Genomic DNA, 12,542 nt, shown 5'->3' with positions numbered 1-12,542 from the left:
GCTAGCTCAAGCACTCTGGCGGAATAACGTGGCCACGGCCCGGTCAAGCTGTTGTAGTAACGACTCGGGTGCGTGCCGGTAGTGCACCTCCGGGTCGGCGGTAAGCCCGTCAATCCGCGGTTTTTTAAGCTCGGGGTCGTGGTGGTTGGATAACACTAAGTCAACCACGTCATGACCAATGTGTGCGTTCAGAAACTCCAGTTTTTCACTCACACTCAAGGCGCCGGCCGGACCTTTTTCGTGCACCAGGTTATCGATAAAAACGACTTTACCCTGAGTTTTGCGCAGAGCCTCCGCAATATCAGCCACCAGGAATGGCGGCAGTACCGAGGTCAAAAAACTACCCGGCCCCAGGATAATCAACTCGCTGTTGTATAGGTGCCGGACTGCTTCGGGGGTAGCGTGAGCTTGCGCCGACAGGCTTAATCTCTTCGGCATATGCTCCAATTTATCGATAAGGATTTCGCCGTGGCACTCAAAGTCTTCGGCCGTTGTTGCAACCAGATCAGTGGGGCACTCAGACATAGGTAAAAGGCGCGTGTTAACGTTAAGCAAACGACTCAGTAACTGGATACCGTCAATGGGACGTGCACTAACCTGATCCAGCGTATACAACAATAAATTGCCCAAATTATGCCCGGCAAGGGAGGTTTCGCCCTCAAAACGAAAGTTTAGCACGTCCGCTGCCAGCGGTTGCTCGACTAATTGCGACAGACAATTGCGGATATCCCCCCAGGCAATGGTATGATGGGATTCACGTAATAAGCCGGTAGCGCCGCCGTTATCGGTGGTAGCCACAACGCCGATTAATCTGTGCTTTAAAAACGCCAGCGTAGAGAGTACGCGGCCTAAACCGTGACCGCCACCAATCGCTGTTATGCGGCGTAACGCCGTAATTTGCATGCAACAATCCTTTTGCTGTTTTGTCGTAAGCAGATAATGCTAAACAGTTTATTATCCAGCAAGAAAAGAGTCTATGAGTTTACAGTTTGTTAACGAATATGGAAAAAAGTTCCCGGCGCTGGTTCATCAACAGCGCATTGTTGCTGACGGCGAATCGACCTCAGTGTTGTTTAATCACTCACTTTGGCGCGCATTAGGCGGGGATGACATCAAACCTGCGCAACTTGTGGCGCAGCTAGATGGAGAAATACCCTGGCCGGCGCTCGCGCCTTTAGCTCAGAAATATGCAGGCCATCAATTTGGCCACTTTAATCCGTATCTGGGCGATGGTCGTGGGCTGTTGCTGGGTGAAATTAAAACCCCCGATGGATACTATCGAGACCTGCACCTAAAAGGCGCAGGCCCGACGCCGTACGGACGTGGTGGTGATGGCCGTGCGGTGTTACGCTCGTCGATACGGGAATATCTGGCCAGTGAAGCCTTTGCCGCGTTAGGTATACCGACCACACGGGCGTTGCTGTTGACCCGCACCGGGGGACAAATACAACGCGAGCAGCTGGAGCCCGGCGCGATGCTGCTGCGTGTTGCCTCTACCCACGTGCGTTTTGGTCATTTTGAACATTGTTATTACCGGAACCTTGCGGATACCCAACTGCAGCTGTGGGATTACGTTATCGAGCGCCACTGGCCATCGCTTAAAAATTCGACGCGAAAACAGCAATTTCGCCAGGTTATGCAAAGTACCGCAGTTATGATTGCGCTGTGGCAGGCCTACGGTTTTATCCATGGAGTTATGAATACCGATAATATGAGTTTAGTGGGCGAGACCTTTGATTTCGGCCCGTATGCCATGTTTGATCGGTACCTGCCGGATAAGATTTTTAATCATACCGATCAGGGTGGTCGTTATGGCTTTATGCAACAACCCGGTATCGGTCGTTGGAACCTGCAGCGACTGCAGGTTGCTTTAAGCGCTAGTATGGATGTGACTGAGTTTACCGAGGTGCTGGACGAGTACGAACCTTTTATACAGCAGTGCTATTTTAACCAGATGCGGCAACGGCTGGGGCTTACATCGGTGGAAACGGATCAGGCAAGGCCATTGATTGCAAGTTGGCTGGCGTTACTAGAGCAGGAACAATTAGATTATAACCGCAGCTTTGTTGAGTTAGAGCAACTACTGCAGCACTCCGATAAAGTTAACGAATTGGCGTTGGTCGCTAAAGACTGGCTGGCAGACTATCGAGCGACAGTCGACGAGCCTGATATTGAATCTATGCAGGCGGCGAACCCCGTGGTGACCTTACGCACTCATTTGTTAACCCAAGTGATTAATGCGGCAGAGCAGGGTGATGAAGCGCCATTGAATCAGTATTTGCAGGCGTTAACGACACCTTTTGATCGCAAGCATCTGAATGATAGTTGGGCTCAACCTCCGGCAGAGGAGATTGAGGCGGGCAGTCTGTCTTGCTCGAGTTAGCCTGGCGGTTGCGCTTTTAAGGTGTATAGTACAAAATCGAACACAAATAATAATATCATGGGCGGGCACATGGCCGTTGTTAGAACAAGCACAATCGCGATTGTTTTGAGTGTTTTTTCGTTTTGGGTATCGGCACAGCAATGGCAGGTACCTGCACCACAATCGTTTGATACGACAAATATTTGCCTGGGTAATTTACAGCAACCGTTAACGGTTGAGTTGGCCGATACGACGGCGCAACATGCCCGTGGACTAATGCAGCGGGAATCGCTGGGAACGTTTGAAGGGATGTTGTTTCGTTATCCTCAGGTGCGTCCGGGCAGCTCCGGGTTTTGGATGTACCAAACACTGATTCCACTGGATATTGCTTATTTAAACGCACGTGGCGAAGTCGTTAAGACTTTTACCATGCTCCCCTGTGGCAGTGATGATCCCAGCCAGTGCCGTAGTTATGCGCCGGGTAAAAACTATCAATATGCGTTGGAGATGAACGCGGGATTTTTTGCCGACCATGATATTCGGCTTGGCGACCGCGTAACCATTGTTGGCTCAGTCGAGGACGGCCAGCAATGCGACGAACTTTTGCAGTAACACCATGATAAAAATAAAGGACCAGGGACAATGATGAGAACATTTATTTTCACAGCCATTGCTGCCAGTGTACTGGCCGCTTGCGGTCAGCAGCAAACCAGTGAAGCACAATCAGAAACTTCCGTTGCAGAGCCTGAACAGCAAAGCCAGACGGCGCAACAACCGGATCTGGAAGGCTCAGCATTTAACCCCAATTACCGTGACTACCTTGAAACAATCTCAGCAGACGAATTCGCCGGGCGGGAACCGTCAACCGAGGGTGAAGAGAAGGTCGTGTCGTTTATCGAAAATCACTTTAAAGAGTGGGGCTTGAAGCCTTATAACAGTGAAACCGGCAGCTATCGGCAGTCAGTACCGCTAGTCAAGATTATGCCTTACCAGGTCAGCGACATGACTTTTAGCGGTGAAAACGCGCCGGACACCATGAAATACCGCACCGAAATGATGGCCTGGACGATGCAGGTTACCGACGAGGTAGCGGTAGAAAACAGCGACATGGTATTTGTTGGATACGGGATTGTGGCGCCGGAGTACAATTGGAATGACTACGAGGGGCTTGATGTAGAAGGCAAAACGGTGGTGATGTTCGTTAATGACCCCGGTTATGCCACGCAAGATCCTGAACTGTTTAATGGCAACGCCATGACCTACTATGGTCGTTGGACTTATAAATATGAAGAAGCAGCACGACAAGGCGCTGCCGGGGCTATTATCATTCACGAGACCGGTCCGGCAGGTTATGGCTGGGGCGTTGTTGCCAGCGGTTCGCCGGTGCGCTACGACCTGAAGAAAGAAAATAACAACATGGATCGGGCAAAAGTTGAAGGCTGGATGACGCTCGACAGCGCGCAAGACTTGTTCGCACAGTTGGATATGTCAGTTGATGAAGCGCGGCAAATGGCCTTAAGTGACGACTTTGAGGCAATGCCATTAAATGTCCAGGCTAACGTTTCGGTCAAAAACAAATTCGAAGAACTGAGCGCCTACAACGTGGTCGGTTATATCGAGGGTAGCAAGTATCCGCAAGAACACGTTATTTACATGGCTCACCATGACCATCTGGGTACCGACCCGGTGCGCGAAGATGACCCAATCTATAATGGCGCTCAGGACAACGCGACCGGAACTGCAGGTTTGTTGGCACTGGCGGAAAAATTCTCGCAGCAACCTCAGCCGGAACGTTCGATCGTGTTCCTTGCCGTTGGTGCTGAAGAAAGTGGTTTACTTGGTTCTAAATGGTATGCGGAAGAGCCCATGTTGCCGCTGAGTCAGGCCGTTGGTGGTATCAATATGGATCTGATGAATGTTTATGGCCCGGTCAAAGACATGGTCGTTATCGGTTATGGCAACAGCGAAATGGATCAGTACCTTAAGCCTTACATAGAGGAACAGGATCGTTATTTAGCGCCGAATCCAACGCCGGAAGCTGGTTTCTTTTACCGCTCAGACCATTTTAGTTTAGCCAAAAAAGGCGTGCCTATGCTGTATGCGGAAGGTGGCAATAATGATCACATAACTAAAGGCAAAGAGTGGACCGAAGAGCAGCGTGCGAAATATGTCGCTGAGGCTTATCACAAGCCCGCTGATGAGTATGATCCAAACTGGGATTTACGGGGTGCGCAGCAGGATATGTCTGCTTTTTTCAAGCTGGGCTGGCAGTTGGCCAATTCACGCGATTGGCCGCAATGGGCTGACGGTAATGAGTTTGAAGCGGCACGTAAAGCAACCGAAGAAGAACGCAACTAGTCGTTGCGTTAACGCAAAAAACCGAGCGGCCAAGGTTGAACATGACGCCAATTCTGTGGTCTAGTAAATAGAGACTGTTAACAGGAGTAGTCATGAGCGATCAGCGAAGACAAGTTTATATTCGCTTCAACCAAGGCCGTTATTCGGGGTCAGGTGGACCAGGCGGTCCCAACAGAGGCTCCGGTGGTAACTGGCTCAGTCGTATGCTGGGCCTTTTTTTATTGCTGGTATTTTTGGGGTTAGCGGTCACCTTTGGTGTGTTTATTCTCATTATTGGTGCCATCCTGATGATTCCCGTCATGTGGAAGCAACGCCATGCGATAAAACAATTTTGGCAATTACGGAAGCAGGCCAAAGCTCAGTTTGAAGAGAGTAAGCGGCAATATCAGCAACAGCAACAACGGACACAAAATGAAAACGACCCGGATATTATTGAAGGGGAGTACGAAAAAATGGACGATGATAATAAACGTTAATTATTATTAAGCCATTAAAAAACCCCGGGTGTGAAGCCCGGGGTTTTTTATTATCAGCAGAACCTTATTCCGTTTCTGTCTTAGGAGGAAAGATCCGGCGTACCACATAAAAGAACAAGGGTACGAAGAATATCGCAAGCACTGTACCGCCAATCATGCCACCGATAACACTGGTACCAATAGCATTACGGCTGGCAGCACCGGCGCCGTCACTTAGCGCAAGCGGCATAACGCCCATAATAAAGGCTAACGACGTCATTAGGATTGGACGTAAACGCAAGCGAACCGCTTCCAGTGTTGCATCCAACAGTTCTTTACCCTGTTCCTGCAAGTCTTTGGCGAATTCAACAATAAGAATAGCGTTACGAGCCGACACACCCACCGTGGTCAGCAAACCAACCTGGAAGTAAACGTCGTTGGCAATACCGCGCAGCATAACCGCGAGCACTGCACCAAGAATACCCAGTGGTACCACTAACATGACCGAGAACGGTATTGACCAGCTTTCATAAAGTGCAGCCAAACACAGGAATACAACCACTAGCGAGATGGTGTACAGGATCGGAGCAAAATCACCTGATTGGCGCTCTTGCAGTGAGATCCCAGTCCACTCGTAGGCGGTGCCCTGTGGCAGTTGACTGACTAAGCGCTCCATTTCGGTCATCGCCGCACCGGTACTCACGCCTGCAGCGGCCTGACCCTGAATATTCAGTGCAGGTACGCCGTTATAACTCTCGATACGTTGTGCACCATAGGTCCACTCCCAGCTGGAGAAGGAGCTAAATGGCACCATATCGCCCTGGTTATTGCGCACATACCACTCATTGATATCTTGAGGCAGCATACGGTCATCTGCTTCACCCTGGACATAAACGCGTTTAACACGGCCACGGTCAATAAAGTCATTTACGTAGGCGGAACCCCACGCAGTGCTTAGCGTATCGTTAATACTGGCGATGGTCAGACCTAACGCTTGTGCTTTTTCAAAATCAATATCGATTTTAAGCTGCGGTGCATCTTCCAGACCATTGGGTCGAACCTGCGTCAGCAAATCACTCTGCGCTGCCATTCCAAGCAACTGATTACGCGCCTCCATGAGTTTTGCATGGCCAAGGTTGCCACGATCTTGCAGATACATGTCGAAACCACTGGCGGTGCCAAGCTCTGGAATAGGCGGTAAGTTAAAGGCAAAAATCATCGCCTCTTTTACAGTCGAGAAGAAGCCAAATGCACGTCCAATAACTGCTTGTACGCTTTGGCTCTCGTCACGCTCTGACCAGTCTTTTAACCGCACGAAGGCTATACCATTGGCTTGGCTGCGACCGGAGAAGCTGAAACCTACTACTGAGAAAACTGACTGTACAGCATCTTCCTGATTTAAGTAATAGTTCTCGATTTTATCCATCACCGCATTGGACTGCTCAAGAGTTGAGCCAACCGGTAGGTTCATTTGGGTTAAAAATACGCCGCGGTCTTCTTCCGGCAAAAATGCCGACGGTAAGCGTGTGAATAAGAAAGCCAGTATGGCAATAATGCCCAGATACAGAAGCCCAACACGCAATGAACGGCGTAAAATGCCATGCACCGAGTTGGTGTATTTTACCGTCGCTTTTTCTAGCGTTCGGTTAAACCAGCCAAGTGGCCCCCAACCGTCGCTTTTGTTGTGTTTGACCGGCTTCAGCAAGGTCGCACAAAGCGCAGGCGAGAATATAATCGCGACCAATACGGATAGTCCCATAGAGGTAATGATGGTTAACGAGAATTGGCGATAGACCGCACCCGTCGAGCCCGGAAAGAATGCCATAGGCGCGAATACTGCCGCCATTACCACACCGATAGCGACCAGTGCACCGGTAATTTGTCCCATTGACTTAATGGTTGCCTGTTTAGGCGACAGTCCTTCTTCGGCCATCAGTCGTTCGACGTTTTCTACCACAACAATGGCATCGTCAACCAACAAGCCAATCGACAGCACCATACCGAACATGGTCAGGGTATTTATCGAGAAGCCTGCCAATGAAAGCACACCCATGGTGCCTAAAATGACCACCGGAATAGCTAAGGTAGGAATCAGTGTTGCCCGCAGGTTCTGCAAGAACACGAACATTAGCAGGAACACCAGAATTATCGCCTCGATTAATACCTGCGCAACTTCCGAGATGGATATTTTAATAAACGGCGTGGTGTCATAGGCCGTTACCATTTCCATGCCATCCGGGAAGAACTGCTCCAGCTCATCCAGCCTTGTTTTAACGGCTTCTGCCGTTTCCAATGCATTAGCACCAGTTTGCAGATTAATAGCCAGGCCGGTTGCCGGCTTGCCGTTGTAATTGGCGTTAATGGAGTAGTTTTCCGCTCCCAGCTCAACCTCGGCAACATCGCGCATTCGTACTTGTGAACCATCAGGCAACACTTTCAGGGTAATGTTTTCGAATTGCTCAGGATCGGACATCCGCGTTTGCGCAATAATCGTTGCGTTAAGACGCTGTCCCTCAACGGCCGGCGTACCGCCTAGCTCACCCGCGGCAACCTGCGCATTTTGTGCGCGGATGGCCTCTTTAACTTCTGCCATCGACAAACCATAATTGACCATCGCTGCCGGGTCGATCCAAATGCGCATGGCATATGGCGCACCGAATAGCTGAACGTTACCCACGCCGGTGGTGCGCGAAATGGGGTCTTGCAGGTTGGTCGCAATATAATCACTTAAGTCCGTTTGTGTGAAGCGATCGTCATTGGCAACCAGAGCGACGACCATCAAAAACGAGCTACTGGACTTACTTACAGTAATCCCCTGTGCCTGCACTTCCTGCGGCAACTGCGGGGTGGCCTGAGAGAGTTTATTCTGAACCTGTACCTGCGCAATGTCCGGGTCAGTACCCGATGCAAATGTCAGACTGATGCTACCGTTACCGTAGTTACTCTGCGAGGAAAAATACAACAGGTTATCAATACCCGTCATGTTTTGCTCAATAACCTTGGTTACGGTATTGGCCACGGTATCTGCGTTAGCGCCGGGGTAGTTATATTGAATCTCAACCGCCGGTGGCGCTATTGTCGGGTATTGTGCGATCGGCAATTGCAACATAGAAATCGCGCCTGCCATCATCGTCAACAATGCGATTACCCAAGCAAATATAGGCCGGTTAATGAAAAACTTTGCCATGTCAGAACTCCCTTACTGCTGTTCTGTGCTTGAGTTATCGATACGCACCTGAGCACCGGGCTGAATATTCTGCAAGCCAGACGTGATCACTTTTGTGCCTGCTTCGATACCACTACTAACCAGCCAGTCACTGCCGATGGCTCGCTCGGTCTCAATCATACGTTGTTCAACTTTGTTACCGTCAGCCACAATCATCACATAAGGACGACCACGCGGGTCACGTGTAACTGCCTGTTGTGGAATTAACAGTGCCTGATTGAGCGTGCCTTCGCTGACAGCGGCGCGAACAAACATACCCGGATACAATTCATTGTCCGGATTAGGAAATTCAGCGCGCAGCAAAATAGCGCCGGTATCTTCATCAACGGTAACCTCAGAGAACAACAGCTCGCCTTGTTGGTCATAGTCCAGACCGTTGAGGTTCAAACGAACCGGCGCATTACCATCTGGGTTTGCCTCGATATGGCCAGATTCAATATCGGCTTTTAGTTGCAAAAATGCTTTACTTGACTGGCTAATGTCCACATAAATCGGATCAAGTTGATTGATAGTGACTAATGGCTCAGCTTGTGAGGCCGTCACTAAAGCACCTTCGGTAAAGTTAGAACGGCCGACAATACCGCTAATAGGCGCATTAACGTTGGTGTATTCAAGATTGATTTCTGCGTTCTTCAGTTGTGCTTCTGCCAGTGCAACCGCTGCTTTGTTTTCAAAGAAAGTGGCCTCGGCGGTATCGAACTCGTCCTGGCTAACAGCATTTTCCTGCAGCAACTCTTCAAAGCGTTTGTAGCGAAGCTCAGAACTCCGCAGAACCGCTTTTGTCCGCTCTACTTCGGCGCGTGCGCTGGCCACTTCAGCTTCGTACACCGCGGGATCAATTTGATAAAGCTGTTGACCGCGTTCGACGTAAGTACCTTCTTCAAACTTGCGTTCCAGTAGCACACCGCTAACCTGGGGACGGACTTGCGCGACCCGATAAGCCGATGTACGCCCCGGTAACTGGGTTGAAACCTCCACCGCCTCTGGTTGCACTGTAATAATTTCAACGGCCGGGGCAGGGCGTTGTTGCCCCTGCTGAGCTTGCGCTGAGTTATCATCACTGCACGCAGTTAATGTGGCCGTCGCAAATAGACCGGCGACAACAAGGGGTACGAGCTTTTGTCGTTTGTTCATCCATTACCTCTAGTTGATTCTATACTAATTTTAACGCGGTGATTATACATACATGCCTGTATGTTTGTAAAATTTAAATGTCTGCCAGATTGATTATTGCGGCACTGTTAAGGCGATTTTGCCAATCGTTTTACCCGATTCGACTTCAGCATGTGCCTTAATTAAATTTTCTGCGTTCAACTCTCCCATGTTCTTACCCAAGGTTGAGCGTAACTGACCATTATCGACTAACGCAGAAATTTGGCTCAGCAGACGCCCCTGAGCCTTAATATCATGGGTCTCAAACATGGCGCGGGTAAACATGAACTCCCAGTGCAAACTCAGGCTCTTTTGTTTTAGCCGCGTTATATCCAATGGTGAGGCAGGGTCATCAATAATGCCAATGCGCCCCTGCGGCTGGATGAGCTCAATCACGTCATCAAAATATTGGTCGCTGTGGGTTAGTAGTGCGACATCGGTTACTGTATCTTCTTCGCTAAGTTGTGCAGCGAGTGGGGCGCTATGGTCGATAACCAAATCGGCACCGAGTGCTGTTACCCACTGTTTTGACTCGGGGCGGGATGCGGTGGCGATAACACGTGCCGAAGTCAATTGTTTGGCTAACTGCACCATAACCGAACCCACACCTCCGGCAGCGCCAATGATCAGTAGCGTTCGTTCATTACTGTGCTGGTCAAGTTGTAAACGGTCGAACAGCAGCTCAAACGCAGTGATACTGGTTAACGGCATGGCAGCCGCCTGGCTATCGTCCAGCGATGTTGGCGCGTGCGCCGCTATTCGGTAGTCAACTACATGCTGCTGAGCGTTGCAGCCGGGGCGGGTGACATCGCCTGCGTACCAGATACGATCACCCGGCTGGAAGCCGGTTACATTTTTACCCATATCGATAATCTCGCCGACGGCATCCCAACCCAATACTTTGTACCCCTGCTCGGGGGCGGCGCGCTGGCGCACCTTGGTATCTACCGGATTAACTGCCACCGCGGAAACTTTTACCAGCAAGTCATTGTCTGATGGCTCGGGAGCGTCGAGCTCAACATCAAGCAAGGCCTCAGGCTGATCGATGCGAAGGGACTGCTGGTATGCAACGGCTTTCATTGTGTGTACTCCTGTGATTAACGTAAGCTTGGGTAAAAGCCAAGAAACAATTATATAAACGTTTATAATACGGTGAAATGACAGGTTTTCGATCGGTTAATGATAAAAAACCAAACCATAAAAAATAGAGATAAGTTAATGAACCTAAAAGTAGCCACGGTTTTCAGTGCTGGATTATTACTCAGTGCGGCCCCTGTTATGGCGTCTGATGCACAGGTCGACAAAGCGAAGTCAGCGATTCAACAGCTCAAAAAGCAAAGCGCGGTTGAATTTGCTTACCAGCGTCATTCCGACTTTGGCGAGCGTACCATGCGTGAACGCTATCGGCCTTTACCGGACAGTCATGGCTGGACCTTACTATCAGAAAATGGTGAGAAGCCAACCACTCAGCGTTTAACTGAATATCAGCAGATGAAGAATGACGAGTGGCAGTCCGGGCAACAAACACAGGATACCGAGGATCAGGATCAGCAAAGTATCAAGTTGTCACTGAGCGATATGATCCAGGCAGATACACTGGTTTATGTGGGCGAGCAAGAGTGGCGGCAACAGCAGGTGCTGGCTTATACGTTTACGCCGTATCTAGATAAGTTCAGCGAGCATGACGATAAGTTACAGGGTAATCTTTATTTAAGTCCGAATAGCCACTCGCCCGCAGGGCTCAGTATCACACTTAAGGAGTCTTTTTCGCCGGCGATGTCTGTGACCCTGGAAAACTTCGAAATGCAGATTGAGCTAATGCCCATCACTGACAAGGGCACAACGTTTTATGTGCCCAAACAGACAGAAGAGAAAATGGCGGGCAGCTACCTTTATTTTAAGGATTTTAGCAACCACACCATTCGCGAATATACCGATTATTCGGTCTTGGATACCGCATCAGTAAGTCGCGTCAGCGCCAACTGATCAGCAAACGACTCGAGCGCTACCAGGCCCTGCGGATCCTCAGTAAGTAAGGGTAATCGATGGTTAGGCCAGTGCTTAAAGCGCTGGTCTATTTCCTCAAGATAGCTTTGCTGTTGAACCCGCCGTCTCGCTAAAAATTCACCGTCAGCATCGTCGGGTAAAATGCGGTTAATAATGACCCCGGCAATGGGTAACTTCTCTTTGGCGAGAGCCTCTAATGCACGCTCGGTTTCCTGTATGGGCAGGCGTTCCGGCGTCAAAACAAACAAGATGCCGGTATAATCCGGGTCTTGCAACAGCCGCCGCGTGCGTTGGAATAGCCGCTGACGCTCTAACAATTGCTCGGTTATAGCTTTAGTGCGATCGGTCATTCCTTCAGTGGCATGCTCATCAGGATTCGCCATTGGATTAGCAACATCTTTACCGGCTTTGGGGGCAAGGTGTTTTAATACTCCCTCAAATTCCTCCGAGCGGTGTTGCGAACGTAACATACCCTGAGTCCAGGCTGCCATTGCTTCAGGCAACGTGAGCAAACGTAAGGTATGACCGGTTGGCGCGGTGTCAAAAATCAGTAAGTCATAGTCCCGTTCAGCCTGTTCTATAATTTGGCAAATTCGTTCCAGCAAGGCGGCTTCCTGCGCCCCCGGCGATTGCTGCGACAGTCGCATTTGTCGTTCAATTTCAGGGAATAACTCCGGTTTTGTAAACCGCTTCATTTGCTGAGTTACGCGTTGAATATGCGTTTTTACTTCTTTGTCGGGGTCGATTTCCAGTGCATCAACACCGTCTTTTATCGTCGTTATGTTATCGCCAATGTTAGTACCGAACGCATCGGCCAAACTGTGCGCAGGGTCGGTCGACACGATCAACACACGTTTGCCCTGGCGCGCAGCTAAAATAGCTAATGCAGATGATACGGTGGTTTTGCCAACACCACCCTTGCCGCCGACAAGCAGCACTTTTCGATCAAGAGGTTGTGTCATTGCTGATGTCCGTTAGTTTG

At 49.9% G+C, this 12,542-nt stretch carries 10 protein-coding genes; 5 read left to right on the top strand and 5 right to left on the bottom strand.

The genetic code is table 11. The features are described 5' to 3' along the window. Window positions 1-6 precede the first annotated feature (6 nt). Complete coding sequence (gene yvcK / locus KZ771_RS05390) at window positions 7-903, bottom strand: uridine diphosphate-N-acetylglucosamine-binding protein YvcK (RefSeq protein WP_290654599.1); 897 nt, start codon at window positions 901-903, stop codon at window positions 7-9. A gap of 73 nt (window positions 904-976) precedes the next feature. On the opposite strand from yvcK, the gene KZ771_RS05385 reads away from it, so the two are divergent. From KZ771_RS05385 to KZ771_RS05370, 4 genes are all read left to right on the top strand, one after another. Continuing rightward, the gene (locus KZ771_RS05385) at window positions 977-2,383 is read left to right on the top strand and encodes a protein adenylyltransferase SelO family protein (RefSeq protein WP_290654598.1); all 1,407 of its coding nucleotides are present in this window, start codon (window positions 977-979) and stop codon (window positions 2,381-2,383) included. A gap of 69 nt (window positions 2,384-2,452) precedes the next feature. Further along, the gene (locus KZ771_RS05380) at window positions 2,453-2,974 is read left to right on the top strand and encodes a DUF192 domain-containing protein (protein WP_290569611.1); all 522 of its coding nucleotides are present in this window, start codon (window positions 2,453-2,455) and stop codon (window positions 2,972-2,974) included. Window positions 2,975-3,007: 33 nt separating this feature from the next. Then, entirely contained in the window at window positions 3,008-4,720 is a 1,713-nt protein-coding gene (locus KZ771_RS05375; protein ID WP_290654815.1) for a M28 family metallopeptidase, read from the top strand. Window positions 4,721-4,812: 92 nt separating this feature from the next. Continuing rightward, window positions 4,813-5,196 (top strand): hypothetical protein, encoded by a 384-nt coding sequence (locus KZ771_RS05370; protein ID WP_290654597.1) that lies wholly within the window; start codon window positions 4,813-4,815, stop codon window positions 5,194-5,196. Between the two features lie 64 nt (window positions 5,197-5,260). Here the strand turns inward: KZ771_RS05370 and KZ771_RS05365 are convergent, their stop codons facing one another. The 3 genes from KZ771_RS05365 to KZ771_RS05355 all read right to left on the bottom strand — a co-directional run bounded on the left by KZ771_RS05365 (window position 5,261) and on the right by KZ771_RS05355 (window position 10,633). Next, the gene (locus KZ771_RS05365; protein WP_290569615.1) at window positions 5,261-8,362 is read right to left on the bottom strand and encodes an efflux RND transporter permease subunit; all 3,102 of its coding nucleotides are present in this window, start codon (window positions 8,360-8,362) and stop codon (window positions 5,261-5,263) included. A gap of 12 nt (window positions 8,363-8,374) precedes the next feature. After that, complete coding sequence (locus KZ771_RS05360; protein ID WP_290569617.1) at window positions 8,375-9,535, bottom strand: efflux RND transporter periplasmic adaptor subunit; 1,161 nt, start codon at window positions 9,533-9,535, stop codon at window positions 8,375-8,377. Between the two features lie 93 nt (window positions 9,536-9,628). Continuing rightward, the gene (locus KZ771_RS05355; protein WP_290654596.1) at window positions 9,629-10,633 is read right to left on the bottom strand and encodes a zinc-binding alcohol dehydrogenase family protein; all 1,005 of its coding nucleotides are present in this window, start codon (window positions 10,631-10,633) and stop codon (window positions 9,629-9,631) included. 138 nt (window positions 10,634-10,771) lie between these two features. On the opposite strand from KZ771_RS05355, the gene KZ771_RS05350 reads away from it, so the two are divergent. Then, entirely contained in the window at window positions 10,772-11,539 is a 768-nt protein-coding gene (locus KZ771_RS05350) for a hypothetical protein (protein ID WP_290569621.1), read from the top strand. On the opposite strand, the gene KZ771_RS05345 is transcribed toward KZ771_RS05350, so the two are convergent. Continuing rightward, a complete protein-coding gene (locus KZ771_RS05345) occupies window positions 11,491-12,522 on the bottom strand; it encodes an ArsA family ATPase (RefSeq protein WP_290569623.1) in 1,032 nt (343 codons plus the stop codon). The genes KZ771_RS05350 and KZ771_RS05345 overlap by 49 nt on opposite strands. Window positions 12,523-12,542: the final 20 nt, after the last annotated feature.

It is taken from the genome of Idiomarina sp. (assembly GCF_019431395.1).
In the GTDB taxonomy this organism is placed as follows: Bacteria; Pseudomonadota; Gammaproteobacteria; order Enterobacterales; family Alteromonadaceae; genus Idiomarina.
Note: the sequence above shows the minus strand (reverse complement) of the source record. Positions and strands in the feature narration are given on the sequence as shown.